The following is a 14,969-nucleotide window of genomic DNA, read 5'->3' on the forward strand; positions in this document are numbered from 1 at the left end:
AAGGATAGTAACGATGAAACGCATGGCGCCGCCCCCGACCGACTAATCCCGGAGAGCGATGCCGCGCGCGAAGCCTCCGCAATTGCGAGAGGCTAAAATGCCAAAGGTACATTTTACGGCCGACAGCCACGTTGGCCATCAAGCTCTCATCCTCAGCCCGAGGATGCAGACCCAGCGACCGTTCGCTTCGCTTCACGAGCACGACGAGACCCTGGTCGAACGTTGGAACGCCGTCGTCCACCCGGATGACACGGTCTGGCACCTGGGCGACTTCGCATACCGGTGCACCGAGACTTATGCGCTCGCGATTTTCCTACGCCTTAACGGTCGCAAGCTCCTGATCCGTGGCAACCACGAGCGGATCGGTGAACGCCTCCCCTGGGCCGAGCCCGTCCGGGACGTGGCGATGATCGCCCTGCCGGACCCGGCGGGCGTGATGCGCTCCATATGGCTGAGCCATTACCCTCATGTGAGCTACCCTCGCTCCCACCGGGGTGGCCTTCACCTGCATGGGCATTCCCATGGTTCGGTCCCGGGCACGGCGACGCGTGCCGATGTCGGCGTGGATTGCTGGGACTGGGCCCCGGTGACGTTGGACCGGATCCTGGCGCGCTTGGCGACGAACGGAGCGGGGTCATGACTGCCCCTGGCCTTCGCCTATGGGTGTTCTCGGACCTGCATCAGGACTGGAAGGAGAATGCTTGGGACCCTGCCGCGCATGCGCCGGCGGGTGGTTTCGACGTGGCCGTCGTGGCCGGTGACGTGCACATGCCCCTGGTTCGGGCGCTGGACTGGCTCGGCGACCACTTGTCCGGCGTGCCGGTGGTCTACGTGCCAGGCAATCACGATTTTTGGTGGGACCGGGGTGAGGAACGCTACACGATTCACGACCAGTTGACCCGGGGGCGTGAGCGGGCGGACGCGCTCGGCATCCATCTCCTGCTCGACGACGCGGTCATCATCGACGGCGTTCGGTTCGCCGGCGGTACCCTATGGACGGACTTCCGCCTGGGGTCGTTCAACCTGAACCACGGTATCCGGACCGCCCAGGGGCGTGGTGGGATGGTCGATTACCGCCGGATCCGCACGGGTCCGAGGTCGCGCAATCGCATCAAGCCCGAGGAGGTGCTTGCGATGCACCGGGTCACCCGTGGCTTTATCGAGAACACCCTGGCCGTCAGCCACCCCGGTCCCACGGTGGTGGTGACCCATCACGCCCCGCACCCGGCGAGCCTTCCACGGAGCGACGCGGACCTACGGTGGTGCGATGCTTCCGACCTGACTGACGTCATCCTGGACCAAGGACCGGACGTCTGGGTCCACGGTCATGTCCATTATGCCTCCGATTACCGGGTGGGCCGGACGCGGGTGGTCTGCAACGCAAGGGGGCATTCAGATGAGCGAACCAGGTTCAGACATGGGCTCGTTGTTGAGGTCGCCCATTACATTCCTTGACCAGCCCCCTCGACGGATCCCAGGACAGGCCACAGTAGCCTCTCAGTCGGCTCGGTCCAAAATAACGGTCAGGTCACGGCATTCCGGACCTAAAAAATTCCCGAACGGGATACGGGCCTTGCGTTAACCGGGAGGCGCGGGGGGGGCTGTATCAAGGTGACCCAAACGGCCTGTCGACCCGGGGGCGCCCAGGCATTTTGCCGCCAGCGACCCTCGGAATAGGTAATTTGCCGTCCGCCCAGGCGTTTTGCCGCCCGCCCGCCCGCCTCCCGACAGGCGTTTTGCCACCACCGCCCCGGCCGGGCCGTTAACGCTTGGGCTACATAAGGTCCACGTTCGCGCATCCCTCCGGGTCCTGGCACCGGCCGAGGCGGACCAGCCCAGTCGAGTAGCAGTACGCCCATCCCGCCGCCGCATCGAAAGCCTGGACGGTCGACGTCGTTAGGCCCGTCCCGTCGGGGAACTTGTCATGCCCGTAGACCGTCCCGGTGAGCACGGTGCCATCCGCGGACCGGTTGTCGGGCTGTATGATCCAGTCGTGAAACAGGGGACGGTCGCCGAGCTCAGTCAGGTCGAAGCGGCTGCCTGGGTACCGGTTTCGCTGTGCCATGCCCTGCCGTCCTCGTCGAAGAAAATTGAGGCGGCTGCCACGACGGGCCGACCGCATTCGTCAGTGAAATGACCGGCAAGGAACGGCCGGTAATAGAATCTGACGGCCCTCGCGGGGACGCCTGCATGCGGGACGAGGGTGCCCTTGATCCACGCGTGAACCTCGCGATTGCCGGTGGGGATAACCCGGGCCCGCGACCCTGGCCGGACGACCATCACGGCGTCGGCCAGGGTTACGGTTTGGGCGTGGGCGACGACGCGGCCGCGTTCACGGACGGACCAGCAGCCGCGGGTCAGATTCCGGTAGACGTCTGTCATCGCGCTTCAAGGCGATCCTCAGGGATCGGGATGAGGCGGCCGCATGCCACGACGGCCGCGTTGGCGGCGGCGAGGCCCTCAGACAAGGTGACCTGGCGTGTCGCGACACAGCGGGCCATATGTCCGACGTACTCATCAAGCACGACCCCGACGCGGTGATCGACCGTGCCGGCGAGGCGATGGGCTCGGATGGACGAGCGGAGGTAGTCCCAGACGGGGGCGTGCGTGGTCATCGTCACCCTCTTCAATGCCGGGCCGCGAGGGTCTCGCGACCGGCGAGGACGGTGTCGACGAGACGCTGGAGACGTCGGACGCTACCCCCACTCCAGTGCTCCGCGATGAGCCCGAGCTCGTCGCCGTCGAGGTCCGGGAGCCACGACGCATCCGTCCCCCTCTCGCGCCGGGCGTCCCCCACGATCCCCCGTGCGAGGGCAGGTAGGTCGGCAAGCGTGGGCTCGGGCATCTGGAAAACTCGGAAGCGGTCCAGCAGGGGCCGGGGCATGCCCCTAGTCCCGTTAGCCGTCGCCAGGAACGTGATGCCCGAGAGATCGGTCGCGCACTCCAGGTAGGGGTCCCTGTAGTCCTCGGCATGATCCAGCATGGGCAGGAGCCCGTCGAGGAGATTGCCGTTCGTCATGCTGGTGCCGGCCTTCTCGATCTCGTCGAGGACCACCGCCACCGTCGCGAGGCTCTCTTGCCGGATCGTCTGAAGCGGCACCGAGGCCCTGCCGGATGACCACTGCCGGGAGGTCCCGATGAACGAGGCGTCCGCCACACCCGAGCACGAGTAGACCGTGCTTGGGAGGCCCAGCGCGGTGGCCAGGCTGGTGGCCAGTCGCGTCTTGCCGGAGCCCGGGGGCCCGACGAGCAGGATGGGTGGAAGCCGGGCGAATGACCTACCGACGAGTTGGTTCAGGATGCGCTCGATGAGCGATGCCGCGTGCGGGTACTGATCGACGAGATCCCGACGCGCGGCCGCGAGATCGGGCACCGGCCGGCGCGGGAGAGTCACCCCCGCGATAGGCGCCCACTCCGCGCGGGGCGTGGTCCCGCCGCTGCTACGTGCGCCGTCCTTCGCGGACCCCGGCAGGTGCTCGACGCTGCGCACGACGAGGAGCCCGGCGCCCGCTGCCTCCGGCAGATCGTCCTCGTCTTGATCGCGGGGATCGAAGCCGGTGTCGTCCCGGACGGGGCCGCGCTTGACGTTGTTGGGCCACTCTACCTTCACGACCGACCGGGCAATGATCTGTAAGGCGGTCAAACCGTCCCCCTGGCGGCGGGCCGACCGGGGCTCGCGCCTGGGTGCCCACTGCTCTCCATCGCAGTACGCGGCGATGCTCATCATCTCGGCATGCGTTCGGAGGAGATTTCCCAGTCGTAGGTCGGTATGCCCGCCCGCCATGGCGATCTGCCAGACCCTGACGGCACACCGCAGGGCACAGACGTGGTCGCCCAAAAAAGCTTGGTAATAGACGCACCTCGTCGACCAATCGGCATACGTGTCGCGGTCGTTCTGCCCCAGCTTGAGGTCCTCCGAGGCATCGTCGCACACGCTCTCAGCATGCGAGAGCGACGAGAGCGACACGCGGCACGACGACAGCTTCTCAAGCGCGGCACGCACGGGGGGGGGCAGGTCCGGCAGGTCGAGCAGGATGCCGGTCGACCAGTGGATCGTATCCGCGAGCGGGTCGCAGTCGAGGAAATCCAGGCCCTGATCGAGCCAGTCTACGGACGGGGGATGATTGGGTGCGAACGGATCGCTGGCAGGCGCACGGGGGCGCGCACCCCGAGGGGGGGGCTTCGTCATGGCCGGGTTTCTCCAGACGCCCTGTCAGAGACAGGGCTTCAGGGTGCCAGCCATACACACGAATCGTTAACGGAGCGTTGCCTTGAGCGCGGCCGTCCGGGCCCGGGCCGCGGCCGTCTCCCCCTGCATCGTGGCGACCATCCCGAGCGCACGGTCGAGGATCTCCTCACAGCGCTGCCCGAGGGCCTCGCGACCCTGGGCGGAGAGCGGCCCTGGGCCGGTCTCGCCCATTCCATGGGAGATGACGTGCTCGTCCCAAAGGTACGCAACTGCTTGGAGCATATACCCGGTGGCCCTCGGGTGTGCGGTTGCGGCCGCCCGGCCGAGCATGTCCAGGAGGGGCGCCGGGAGACCATGGGAGATGAGGCGGCCGCGTGCCAGGGAGCGCACGTTTAGGCCCGAGGCCAGGCTCAGGGGCCCCACGAAATCAGGTCCGAAGACCCTTTTGGCCACTCGCTCGATCTCGGCGTGGAGGGCCTCCGAGATCTCCGCATGATCCACCGGCTGGCCATCGATCAGGGCCTGCCGGCCATCGTAGGACAGCAAAGGCCCCGCCGGGGGGGCGGCCCCCGCGAGGTTGGAGAGCGGCGAGCCCGAGACGTACCCGACGGCGTGCCCAACGGCGGGGGTCCCAGCCGGGACGGGGTAGAGCGTTATGCGCACGGGAGAAGGTCCTGGGTGGGGCCGGCCAGGTAGATCACGTCAACGCAGAACCGGCCGGGATGGTCATTCGCGACGGGCCACATGCCAAGGCGCTGCCCCCATGTGTACCCCCTGATGATGATGGTGGTGCCCCTCATGACGCCACCCGCTTCAGGCAACGCGGGCAGGTCGCAGGGACGCCTTCGACGTCGCCCCATCCGACGGAACGCCGGCCCGGCGTGGCACCGCACAGCGCGCTCCCGGCCCCGCCCATCGGGCCGCAGCCGTCCTCGGAGACGATATGGTACAGGCGGCCGCGGTCGCGCTCACCGCCGTTGCTCAGGCGTCCGAGCATCTGTGCCGAGCGCCACGCGGAGCCGTCGGGGAGGACATACCGGGGGGCGGCCGTGAGGAATGCCTGGCGCTCCTCGGCCTGGCGGACCTGCCTGGCTTTCTCCTCAGCCTGGTACTGGGCAGCGGCCGCAGCCCGTTCCTCCGGCGAGGGGCCGGGGCCGGCGCGCACCATCGCCACCATTCGGTCGATAATCAACATGTGGGGTTCCCTGCTGTACCGGGCAGCTTGTGGGCAAGCCGCTTCTGGTATTGTCCTATCTATACTGACAATCATTACTCTTCAAGGGTAGCGCGTCGTCAACGGCTAGTAGTGTCGGTGAGCGTCATGAGTCTGCGGATCATCCTGTCCTGGGCCGCGCCACGGCCGTCGCACCAGCCGTCGAAGGTAGACCGTGAGACCTGCAGGGCGTCGGCCGCGGCGTCGCGCCCGCCGCGTGTCTTGGCCCATGCCTTTAGACACTCCGACAGGGGGCGGGCGTCCTTTTCCCAGTCCGGTGCGGCCTTGGGCTTGGACGCCGGCGCGGGGGAGTACACTGCGCTTTTCGCATCGTATGCGTTAGCCCAAGGGTCAAGCCGGGGGTCGTCGGGACCGATGCGGCCCGCCCCGAGAGGCTTGTCGAACCGCGAGAACCACGTCGCGGCGTTCCCGTCGCCGGTCGCATCCCGGGGAGGCTTGAACACCGCGGCGACCGGTTGCCCGATGAGGTCCTCGCGCCCGAGCAGGAGGCGATAGGCGTCAATGGCTGCGTCGGGCGAGCCGTAGCTCGCCCTCTCCAGAAGCTCGCCGCCATCGTGTGCGCGTAGTCGGACCATCCAGGTCATGAGCGGATACTCTCCAGGATGTCTTTGACCATGTCGTTGGCGTTGCAGCGCTTGTTGCCGCTGTTGCAGAACCCGCCGTACGCCCAGAAGGCCTCGCCGGCATCCGTCTCGGTGTACGTGCCGTGTCCGGTTCCCTTGCGCAGGATGAAGAGTTTGATTGGACCCTTGCGGTCGTCAGACCACATGCCGCTCGTCTCCATCTTGATGTAGTCGCGGACCTGCGCGCCGTCGGGCGAGGTCCAGCGCTCGACGGAGACGATGGTGTAGAGGGCCTCACCACCCGCAAGCGCAAGGGAGGCGGTCTTGCCGACGAGGGCCTTGGCGAGGCCCTCGGTGGTGGTGAGGTCGGCCGGCGCGACGGCCTGGGCCTGCTGCTGCTGGACGGGCTGGGCGACCATGCGGGCCTCGGCCCAAGCCTGCCGGAACGCGGCGCCGAGCGCGGCACGGACGGCGGTGCCGGCGGAGGCCGCGGCTTCGCGGGCGATCCGCCAAGCATTCCTCAGGAGGGCGGAACGGTCGATTTTGGTGGTGGTCATCGGGTGGCTCCATCATCGGCCCGGATCGCCCCGGGAGGCCTCGGCTTGCGCCGGTGATCTAAATGTACCGCAATTTGCGGTAGTCGCAAGGCCTCCACGAGAGAATTCTTTACGCCCGATGAGGCCGTGTCGCGCGTCGTAAACCGCGATGGCGTTCTCGATGGGCCATCCGGACGGCCCGTCCGGTTTCCCTCTAGGCGAATCTGCGGGAGCTGCTTCGATCGTCTCTGAAGCGATCTCGCGAACGCGAGACAGGGACCCGGACCAGCATGCCCACAGAGATCGAGATCCGAGAGTTTGCCCGGCTGTATGCCGGCATGACACCCGAGCAAGTGGCGGCCCATGAAACGTGGGTCGCCAAGTACCGGCTGGAGATGGCCGAGGAGATTGCGCAGCGAGCGGTCGCGGCACAGGAGCGCCGTGACGCCCTCCGGGCAATGAGCGATGCCGACGTCGTCGAGCAGACCGTCAACGCTTACAGCGACGCCGACTTCGACCCGGCGCCCGCCCTGCAGGTCCTGCAGTATGCCGGGTTCATCCGCCGGCGAGATCTCCACGAGGCCGTCTCGCGTGTGAAGACCGTCATCAAGGAGTTCGATCTCGCGACCGCAGGGCATCATCTCTACGGCGTCCCCGGGATCCGCCATGACCTGTATCGGGTCCTCGATTTCCTGACCGGCGAGGACCACTCGGGCTGCACCCCGAACCCCGCTCCATTTCGGGGGGCCCAGTCATGAGGCGGTCCACAATCGACGAGATCGCCCTCGGGGCTGCTCGTGGGGTCGAGCGGATCATCGCAGAGGAGCACCCCGGCGGGGCCCCCCAGCGGCAGGCCAAGGTGCAGGTCATGTTCGCGGACTGGATCAGGCACGCCGTCCTCCGCGAGGTCAGGAATGACCGGCGCCGTGTTTCGAGGAGGTCCTCATGATCAGGACCTCCTCGCCTCGCGACGGGTTCGACCTCTGGTTCCTGTTCATCGGCATCGCCATCGCCGCGGCCGTCCTGCTCACGATCCTGCAGGCCCTCTCGCAGGCAGCGGATCCCGCGTGGTCCAACCAAGGCGGCGTCCGGGTCTGGACGGACCCGGCGACCGGGTGCCGGTACACCCAAGCCGAGACTGGCATGCAGCCGCTCGTGGGACCGGACGGGCGCCCCGATTGCCTGAGGAGGCCGCAGTGAACGGTCGGGGCATGCAGAGCTACCGGGTCAAGGCAACCGACTGGCGCCGCATGCCCGGACAGGGGACCGTCGTCCTGATCAGGGCACCTTTCGACCGCCACGCCGTCGGCGACGTCATCACGATCTATACCGAGGGCGTTGGGGAAGATGCCGGTCGGGAGACCGCCGGGCACTGGAAGGTCACGGGCAAGGAGGGATCGGTCGGGTTCGCCATGAGCGCCCTGATAGTCCGGCTGGCGAAGCTTGAGGAGGTCCACTCGCCCGAGCCGGACCCGACGACCATGTCCGAGGCCGACCGTCTGAAGGAGGCGGCGCGCCAGATCTACGCCATCACCGGCCACCTGGCCGGGTGCATCGGTCTGGAACGGAACGGCGTCAACGAACTCCGGGACAAACTCTACCGCCTCAAGGCCACCATCGTCGGTATCGAGTTCGAACCTGATTGCGAACATCGCTGGGACTGGCCGGACGGCACCACTCGGCACGGGCGGCCGCCGGAAGGAGACAGGGCATGATCGAGCGCATGATGAACCCGACCATCACCCTCACCCGCAAGCACTTCGCGACCGAGGAGGACTGGCAGCGCGCCATCCGCGAGGGAGGCACCTTCACGCTCGCCGGCGGCATCAGGGTTCACCTCACCCTGGGCGAGGAGATGGACCTCGATGACGACTGGGGCGTGAACCTTGGCGAGCCAGTCGCGAAAGTTTCCATCTCTGGCAGCCATGACGTGGAGGTGACCACCTACACCGAGGAGGTCACCTTCCATCCCGATGGCAGCTATTCGCGGAGGCTGGGATGACCGAGTCTGACGAAGTCATGCAGCAGACCTGGTGCTGCCTCACGTGCTCCGCGAAGTTCCGGTGGGGGGAGGTCCGGATGGCGGCGGGCGGCCTGCACTGCCCGCGATGCGATGCCGTCTCGCTCCACCCGGCCGGGGGCGAGGTCCGGGTGCTCGATGGGTACGACGGCGAGATCGGGACCCTGAACTGATGGCCCGCCCCGAACGTGTAAAACGATTCCCAAATCGCGTTTGTGGAATCGTTTTACACGTTCGGGGCGGCCCAAAGCGAAAGGGCCCGGGTTCTTCGATCAAGGCAGGAGCGCTGCACGAGCCTCGGCCACCAGGGCGTTCCACCGCTCGACCTCCGGGCGGACCGGATCACCGGCGCTACGGGGCGTCCATCCCACGCGGCCGCGCCGGACGATGCCCCTGGCACCACAATCCGTGCAGCGCACGAACCGGGAAAGGCTGCCAACGGCGATGAGGTCGTGAACCGGATCAGGGTGGCGGTCGTAGAGGCGGGCCGGGGTGTGGGTGCAGCGGGGCATGGCGATCTCTTTCGATCACCATCATTCGTGCGAGCGGGTCCGAGTTCGACAAGGAAACTTGCGCCCGATACCGATTCGTCTGCGGTATCCATGCGGTATCCACCGCCCAGGCAAACAGCCACTGGATACCGCGCCCCTGCCCTATCGGGCTGAGGTTGCTAGTCTTTTCGGGAAGGGGGGAGTGGAGCGGGTACCGGGAATCGAACCCGGGTATTCAGCTTGGAAGGCTGCTGCTCTACCATTGAGCTACACCCGCATGTGGCGCCCGATAGCATGGCGACGCGGTTTTGAGAAGGTGATCCCTTCATCGGCCGTGGTGCCAGCGTGTCGGTATGGATTGGTGGGGGAAGTAGGACTCGAACCTACGAAGCTTACGCAGCGGATTTACAGTCCGCCCCCTTTGCCGCTCGGGACATTCCCCCAAACCACCGCCTTTCGGCAGCGCGCGGGTCCTTATGGTGAGGGCTTGCGCGGGTGTCAACACGTCCCGCGCGGGCACCGACGCAAAGTTCAGGGTGTGGCGAGATCGCCGACGCGCAACTGCACCCGCTCGCCGCCGCGCCAGGTATCGATGGCGAGGGTTCCGGCCACGTGGAATTCCTGCCCGATCCCGCCCAGCAGCGCCTGCCCCAACGGTCCCTGGGCGGAGCGGAAGGCGATGGCGCCGATGGCTTGGCCGTCCCGGCTCCTGAAGCGCGCGCGGACGTGGCCGTTGCCGACGATTCCCGCATCGACCAGCCGGTGATACGGCAGGGCGAAGACCGGTTCCGGTGCTCCCGCGCCGAACGGCCCGGCGCGCCGGACGAGGCGAACCACCTCCGCCGTGGCGCCGCCCGCGTTCACGGTGCCGTCGACGAGCAGTGCCTCCACCGCCCTTGCCTCCGACACCGCCGCGGCGAGGGCGGCCGCCAGGAAGTCGCGCAGAGGTGTGGGATCGTGGCTCGGGAGCGTGGCGCCGGCCGCCATGGCATGCCCGCCGCCCTTGACGAGGAGGCCGGCATCCACGGCCTCACGCACCGCATGGCCGAGATCCACCCCCGCGACCGATCGGCCTGACCCCGTGGCGGTCCCGTCCGGGCGCAGGGCGAAGGCGAAAGCCGGCCGACCGAAGCGCTCTTTCAGCCGCGCCGCCACGAGGCCGACCACTCCCGGATGCCAGGAGGCGGAGGCCGTCACCAGGATCGGCGTGTCGGGGGCCAGTGTCAGCGCGCGATCCATCTCGGCCTCGGCTTCCAGCACCGCCTGTGCCTCGATGCCCTGCCGCTCCCGGTTGAGAAGATCGAGTTCGGTGGCGATGCGGGTCGCCTCCGCAGGATCCCCGCTGGTGAGAAGGGCCGCGCCGAGTCCCGCATGACCGATGCGCCCGCCGGCATTGATGCGCGGACCGAGCAGATAGCCGAGATGCCAGGATTCCGGCGGCTCGCTCAGGGATGCCGCATCGAACAGGGCGGCGAGACCGATCCGGCCCCGGCCCCGCATCACCTTCAATCCCTGCACGACGAAGGCGCGGTTGAGGCCGGTCAACGGCACCACGTCGGCGACCGTCGCCAGGGCCACCAGATCGAGGGCGTCGGCGAGATCCGGCAGATCCTCCCGCCCTCCCCGCCTCAGGCGGCGGTTGAGGGCCACGAGGGTGAGGAAGACGACACCCGCCGCGCAGAGATGACCGAAGCCCGAAATGTCGTCGAGCCGGTTCGGGTTCACCAGGGCCGCAACCGGAGGCAGGATTTCCGGCGCGCCGTGATGGTCGAGGACGATCACGGCGAGCCCGCGTTCGGCCGCAGCCGCCAGGGGCTCATGGCCGCTCGTGCCGCAATCGACGCAGACGAGAAGCGTCGCGCCGCCCTCCGCCAGTGCCGTGACCGCCGCCACGTTGGGGCCGTAGCCTTCCGTGATCCGGTCCGGGATGTGGATGTCCACCGTCAGGCCGAGCGCGCGCAGGTAGCCGGCCATCAACGCCGCGCTCGCGGCGCCGTCGACATCGTAATCGCCGAACACGGCGACGCGCTCGCCGGCCTCGACGGCATGGGCGAGCCGTTCGGCCGCCGCCTCCATGTCCACGAGGCGGGACGGATCCGGTATCAGGTCGCGCAGGCGCGGTTCGAGATAGGCCGCCGCCTCGTCGGGCCGGATGCCGCGCGAGGCCAGGACGCGGGCGAGAAGGTCGGGCAGGCCATGGGCCTGCACCATCGTCGCGGCATAGGCCTGGCAGGCGGGGTCGCCGCAGCGGTCACGCCAGGGCCGCCCCATGACGGAACGGGTGACGCCGAGGAAGGCACGGGATGGGGCAAGGGCTGACGCGGCTGACACGCCGTCAGTCTACTCGCCTGGGGCTATCCGGCGCTACTGCGCTGCTCGCTTCGAGGTGACGCGTGAGGCGATACCGGAACCAGCTCCTACCAAGACGAGAAAAGGGCCGGCGCATGGCGCCGACCCTTTGCAATCGAGACTGACGGGGCGGTGTGCCGCCCCGCGCCGCTCAGAGGTTCTTGACGATCGAGTCCACGACCTTCTTGGCGTCGCCGAACAGCATCATCGTGTTGTCGCGGAAGAACACCTCGTTCTCGACACCGGCATAGCCGGAGCCCATGCCGCGCTTGATGAAGAGGACCGTCTTGGCCTTCTCCACGTCGAGGATCGGCATGCCGTAGATCGGCGAGGTCTTGTCGATCTTGGCGGCCGGGTTGGTGACGTCGTTGGCGCCGATCACGAAGGCCACGTCCGCCTGCGGGAAGTCGCCGTTGATGTCTTCGAGCTCGTGCACCTCGTCGTAGGGTACGTTGGCCTCGGCGAGCAGCACGTTCATGTGCCCCGGCATGCGGCCGGCGACGGGATGGATGGCGTATTTCACGTCGACGCCTTCCTTCTTGAGCATGTCCACCATCTCGCGGAGCGAGTGCTGGGCCTGCGCCACCGCCATGCCGTAGCCGGGGACGATGATGACGCGCTCGGCATTCTTCAGGATGTAGGCCGCGTCGTCGGCCGATCCCTGCTTCACGGGGCGCGTCTCGACAGCGCCACCCGCACCGGCCGCGGCTGCGTCGCCGCCGAAGCCACCGAGGATCACGGAGATGAACGAGCGGTTCATCGCCTTGCACATGATGTATGACAGGATCGCGCCCGAGGAGCCGACGAGGGCGCCGGTCATGATGAGCGCGAGATTGCCCAGGGTGAAGCCGATGCCGGCCGCCGCCCAACCCGAATAGGAGTTGAGCATCGACACGACGACGGGCATGTCCGCGCCGCCGATCGGGATGATCAGCAGCCCGCCGAGCACGAAGGACAGCACCACGATCAGCCAGAAGATGGCCTTGCTCTCGGTGCCGATGAACACGGCGATCAGACCAATGAGGGCGATGCCGAGAGCGATGTTGATCGCGTGCCGCTGCGGCAGCATGATCGGCTTGCCGGACATGCGTCCGTCGAGCTTGGCGAAGGCAATGACCGAGCCGGTGAAGGTGATGGCGCCGATGGCGACGCCGAGCGCCATCTCGAACAGCGATTCCTTATGGATATGGCCGTTCTCGAGGATGCCCACCGCCTGCGGGGCGTAGAGCGTACCCGCCGCACCCGCCACGGCAGCGAGGCCGACAAGGGAGTGGAAGGCGGCCACGAGCTGCGGCATGGCCGTCATCGGCACCCGCTTGGCGATGACCGCACCCGCGCCACCGCCGATGCCGAGGCCGAGGAGGACGATGATCCAGGCGCCGAACCCGGCCGGAGGATGGCCGACCAGGGTGGTGAGGACGGCGAGTCCCATGCCGATCATGCCGTACAGGTTGCCCTGCCGCGACGTGGTCGGGTGCGAGAGCCCCCGCAGCGCCATGATGAACAGGACGCCGGAGACGATATAGAGGAGGGCGGAGACGTTCTGGGACATCGTCTCAGGCCTTCTTCTTGTACATGCCGAGCATGCGCTGGGTAACGAGGAAGCCGCCGAAGATGTTGACGCTGGCGAGCACGATGCCGACGAAGCCGAAGAAGCGCGCCCAGCCGGTGCCCTTCTCGATCAGCGGGACGCCGGCGGCGAGGAGGGCGCCGACGATGATGACGGAGGAGATCGCGTTGGTGACGGACATCAGGGGGGTGTGGAGCGCCGGGGTCACCGACCACACCACGTAGTAACCGACGAAGATCGCAAGCACGAAGATCGCGAGCTGGAACACGGTGGGGTCGACCGCGCCGTGGGTGGCGGCGGCGATCCCGTGGCTGATGCCCTGACCGAGGCTGTCGGCGAGGCTCTGGGCCTGTTCGGCGGCGGTACGGGCGGTAGCGGCGGCGGCGCGCGCCTGTTCGGCGGCCTGTTCGGGAGGAAGGGTTGCCATCTGTCTCTCCGTCGCGATCAGGCTGCTGTGGACTGGAAGGACGGGTGGACCACCTGTCCGTCCCGCGTGAGGTTCGTCGCCTTCACCAGCTCGTCGTCCCACTTGACGGCGAGGGCCTTGGACTCCTTGTCGATCAGGGTCTCGACGAAGGCGAACAGGTTGCGGGCGTAGAGGCTCGACGCGGTTGCCGCGAGGCGGCCGGCGACATTGACGTGGCCGACGATCTTGACCCCGTTCTCGGTGGTGACGATCTCGCCGGCCTTGGCACCGGCGACGTTGCCGCCGCGCTCGACGGCGAGGTCGATGAGCACCGAGCCGGGCTTCATCGAGGCGACCATCGTCTCCGAGACGAGCTTCGGAGCGGGGCGGCCGGGGATGAGCGCCGTGGTGATGACGATGTCCTGCTTGGCGATATGCGTCGCCACCAGATCGGCCTGTTTCTTCTGGTATTCCGCCGACATTTCCTTGGCATAGCCGCCGGACGTCTCGGCCTGCTTGAACTCGTCGTCCTCTACCGCCACGAACTTGGCGCCGAGGGATTCGACCTGTTCCTTGGTGGCGGGCCGCACGTCGGTGGCGGTCACAACCGCGCCCATGCGGCGGGCGGTGGCGATGGCCTGGAGGCCGGCGACGCCGACGCCCATCACGAAGACGCGGGCGGCGGGCACGGTGCCGGCGGCCGTCATCATCATCGGCATGGCGCGGCCATACTCGGCAGCGCCGTCGATCACGGCGCGATAGCCGGCGAGGTTGGCCTGCGAGGAGAGCACGTCCATGACCTGAGCGCGGGTGATGCGAGGCATCAGCTCCATGGAGAAGGCGCTGATCCCCGCATCGGCCATGGCCTTCAGCGCGGTCTCGTTACCGTAGGGATCCATGATGGCGACGACGGTCGCGCCGGTCTTCAAGAGCTTCAGTTCGTCCTCGTTGGGACGGCGAACCTTGAGGACGAGGTCGGCATCCGTTGCGGCCTCCGCCGCCGTGGCGGCGATGGTGGCGCCCGCCGCCTCGTAATCCGCATCGGGAACACCGGCCTTCAGGCCCGCCCCGGACTGGATCGTCACGTCGGCCCCGAGGCCTTTGAATTTCTTGATCGTCTCGGGCACCGCCGCGACCCGCGGCTCGGCGGGGTCCGACTCTGTCAATACAGCGATGCGCATTCAGGAGATCCCCCTCGGCGATCGTTCTCGATCGCCGTAGCTTAGCAGGAATATAGAGCCCGGACCTCTGGTATGCCAGCGGTCCGTGGCTACGTCACGCGAAGAAGAGGTACAGAAGCAGAAGAACGGCGACCGCAGCGGGAGCTTTCCAACCGACGACAGGCGACAGCGCGCCCACCGTGCCCGCCACGCCCGACAGCAGGACGCCGAAGATCGCCGTGAGCCAAGCCTCGCGAATGCCACCCACGGCCAACGCGAGCACCCAGCAGATCACCACGAAGGTGCCGATTTCCACGAACCGGACAAACCCACGGTAGGTCTGTTCATGGGTCTTTTCGTCCATCGCCGGGCTGTAACGTACGCCGGTCACGGTCTTCGCATCGGCCATCTTGTCGTCGTCCCCTTGGGTATCATCTTGATTGGTTCCAAG

Annotated in this window: 20 protein-coding genes and 2 tRNA genes; 7 read left to right on the forward strand and 15 right to left on the reverse strand. The window is 67.5% G+C overall.

The window, feature by feature from the left end; translation table 11 throughout:
• Window positions 1–97: 97 nt before the first annotated feature.
• Both A3OM_RS0113665 and A3OM_RS0113670 read left to right on the forward strand, forming a co-directional pair.
• The gene (locus A3OM_RS0113665) at window positions 98–640 is read left to right on the forward strand and encodes a metallophosphoesterase (RefSeq protein WP_018044323.1); all 543 of its coding nucleotides are present in this window, start codon (window positions 98–100) and stop codon (window positions 638–640) included.
• Window positions 637–1,455 carry a metallophosphoesterase gene (locus A3OM_RS0113670; RefSeq protein ID WP_018044324.1) on the forward strand — a complete coding sequence of 273 codons (819 nt, stop codon included), beginning with the start codon at window positions 637–639 and terminating at the stop codon, window positions 1,453–1,455. The genes A3OM_RS0113665 and A3OM_RS0113670 overlap by 4 nt, the downstream gene beginning before the upstream one ends.
• 567 nt (window positions 1,456–2,022) lie before the next feature.
• On the opposite strand, the gene A3OM_RS25885 is transcribed toward A3OM_RS0113670, so the two are convergent.
• From A3OM_RS25885 to A3OM_RS0113715, 7 genes are all read right to left on the reverse strand, one after another.
• Window positions 2,023–2,382, reverse strand: a complete 360-nt coding sequence (locus tag A3OM_RS25885) for a hypothetical protein (protein ID WP_051439878.1) — start codon at window positions 2,380–2,382, stop codon at window positions 2,023–2,025.
• Entirely contained in the window at window positions 2,379–2,615 is a 237-nt protein-coding gene (locus tag A3OM_RS0113685) for a hypothetical protein (RefSeq protein WP_238206018.1), read from the reverse strand. The genes A3OM_RS25885 and A3OM_RS0113685 overlap by 4 nt, the downstream gene beginning before the upstream one ends.
• Window positions 2,616–2,626: 11 nt before the next feature.
• On the reverse strand, window positions 2,627–4,189 hold the full coding sequence (locus A3OM_RS0113690; protein WP_018044327.1) for an AAA family ATPase: 1,563 nt from the start codon (window positions 4,187–4,189) through the stop codon (window positions 2,627–2,629).
• 66 nt (window positions 4,190–4,255) lie between these two features.
• Window positions 4,256–4,735, reverse strand: a complete 480-nt coding sequence (locus A3OM_RS0113695; RefSeq protein WP_238206017.1) for a hypothetical protein — start codon at window positions 4,733–4,735, stop codon at window positions 4,256–4,258.
• A 250-nt stretch (window positions 4,736–4,985) separates the two neighbouring features.
• Complete coding sequence (locus tag A3OM_RS0113705; protein WP_018044330.1) at window positions 4,986–5,384, reverse strand: hypothetical protein; 399 nt, start codon at window positions 5,382–5,384, stop codon at window positions 4,986–4,988.
• A gap of 98 nt (window positions 5,385–5,482) precedes the next feature.
• Entirely contained in the window at window positions 5,483–6,007 is a 525-nt protein-coding gene (locus tag A3OM_RS0113710; RefSeq protein ID WP_018044331.1) for a hypothetical protein, read from the reverse strand.
• Window positions 6,004–6,543, reverse strand: a complete 540-nt coding sequence (locus A3OM_RS0113715) for a hypothetical protein (RefSeq protein WP_018044332.1) — start codon at window positions 6,541–6,543, stop codon at window positions 6,004–6,006. Before A3OM_RS0113715 ends, A3OM_RS0113710 begins: the two co-directional genes overlap by 4 nt.
• Window positions 6,544–6,812: 269 nt before the next feature.
• Between A3OM_RS0113715 and A3OM_RS0113720 the strand changes: the two genes are divergently transcribed.
• The 5 genes from A3OM_RS0113720 to A3OM_RS0113745 all read left to right on the forward strand — a co-directional run bounded on the left by A3OM_RS0113720 (window position 6,813) and on the right by A3OM_RS0113745 (window position 8,715).
• Window positions 6,813–7,280: a hypothetical protein gene (locus tag A3OM_RS0113720; RefSeq protein WP_018044333.1), complete on the forward strand. Its 468-nt coding sequence runs from the start codon at window positions 6,813–6,815 to the stop codon at window positions 7,278–7,280.
• 187 nt (window positions 7,281–7,467) lie between these two features.
• Window positions 7,468–7,722 carry a hypothetical protein gene (locus A3OM_RS0113730; RefSeq protein ID WP_018044335.1) on the forward strand — a complete coding sequence of 85 codons (255 nt, stop codon included), beginning with the start codon at window positions 7,468–7,470 and terminating at the stop codon, window positions 7,720–7,722.
• On the forward strand, window positions 7,719–8,237 hold the full coding sequence (locus tag A3OM_RS0113735; RefSeq protein ID WP_238206015.1) for a hypothetical protein: 519 nt from the start codon (window positions 7,719–7,721) through the stop codon (window positions 8,235–8,237). The genes A3OM_RS0113730 and A3OM_RS0113735 overlap by 4 nt, the downstream gene beginning before the upstream one ends.
• The gene (locus tag A3OM_RS0113740) at window positions 8,234–8,524 is read left to right on the forward strand and encodes a hypothetical protein (protein WP_018044337.1); all 291 of its coding nucleotides are present in this window, start codon (window positions 8,234–8,236) and stop codon (window positions 8,522–8,524) included. Before A3OM_RS0113735 ends, A3OM_RS0113740 begins: the two co-directional genes overlap by 4 nt.
• Complete coding sequence (locus A3OM_RS0113745; protein WP_018044338.1) at window positions 8,521–8,715, forward strand: hypothetical protein; 195 nt, start codon at window positions 8,521–8,523, stop codon at window positions 8,713–8,715. The genes A3OM_RS0113740 and A3OM_RS0113745 overlap by 4 nt, the downstream gene beginning before the upstream one ends.
• A 99-nt stretch (window positions 8,716–8,814) precedes the next feature.
• Here A3OM_RS0113745 and A3OM_RS0113750 read toward each other — a convergent pair whose 3' ends face one another.
• The 8 genes from A3OM_RS0113750 to A3OM_RS0113785 all read right to left on the reverse strand — a co-directional run bounded on the left by A3OM_RS0113750 (window position 8,815) and on the right by A3OM_RS0113785 (window position 14,927).
• Window positions 8,815–9,054 (reverse strand): hypothetical protein, encoded by a 240-nt coding sequence (locus A3OM_RS0113750; protein ID WP_018044339.1) that lies wholly within the window; start codon window positions 9,052–9,054, stop codon window positions 8,815–8,817.
• A gap of 182 nt (window positions 9,055–9,236) precedes the next feature.
• Window positions 9,237–9,310 (reverse strand) — tRNA-Gly (locus A3OM_RS0113755).
• Between the two features lie 82 nt (window positions 9,311–9,392).
• A tRNA-Tyr gene (locus A3OM_RS0113760) sits at window positions 9,393–9,476 on the reverse strand.
• An 88-nt stretch (window positions 9,477–9,564) separates the two neighbouring features.
• Window positions 9,565–11,304, reverse strand: a complete 1,740-nt coding sequence (gene recJ, locus A3OM_RS0113765; RefSeq protein WP_018044340.1) for a single-stranded-DNA-specific exonuclease RecJ — start codon at window positions 11,302–11,304, stop codon at window positions 9,565–9,567.
• A 229-nt stretch (window positions 11,305–11,533) separates the two neighbouring features.
• Window positions 11,534–12,934: an NAD(P)(+) transhydrogenase (Re/Si-specific) subunit beta gene (locus tag A3OM_RS0113770; RefSeq protein ID WP_018044341.1), complete on the reverse strand. Its 1,401-nt coding sequence runs from the start codon at window positions 12,932–12,934 to the stop codon at window positions 11,534–11,536.
• A 4-nt stretch (window positions 12,935–12,938) separates the two neighbouring features.
• On the reverse strand, window positions 12,939–13,379 hold the full coding sequence (locus tag A3OM_RS0113775; protein ID WP_018044342.1) for a proton-translocating transhydrogenase family protein: 441 nt from the start codon (window positions 13,377–13,379) through the stop codon (window positions 12,939–12,941).
• Window positions 13,380–13,396: 17 nt separating this feature from the next.
• Entirely contained in the window at window positions 13,397–14,539 is a 1,143-nt protein-coding gene (locus tag A3OM_RS0113780) for a Re/Si-specific NAD(P)(+) transhydrogenase subunit alpha (protein ID WP_018044343.1), read from the reverse strand.
• A 94-nt stretch (window positions 14,540–14,633) separates the two neighbouring features.
• On the reverse strand, window positions 14,634–14,927 hold the full coding sequence (locus A3OM_RS0113785) for an aa3-type cytochrome c oxidase subunit IV (protein WP_018044344.1): 294 nt from the start codon (window positions 14,925–14,927) through the stop codon (window positions 14,634–14,636).
• Between the last annotated feature and the right edge of the window lie 42 nt (window positions 14,928–14,969).

The organism is Methylobacterium sp. 88A, from assembly GCF_000376345.1.
Taxonomy (GTDB): domain Bacteria; phylum Pseudomonadota; class Alphaproteobacteria; order Rhizobiales; family Beijerinckiaceae; genus Methylobacterium; species Methylobacterium bullatum.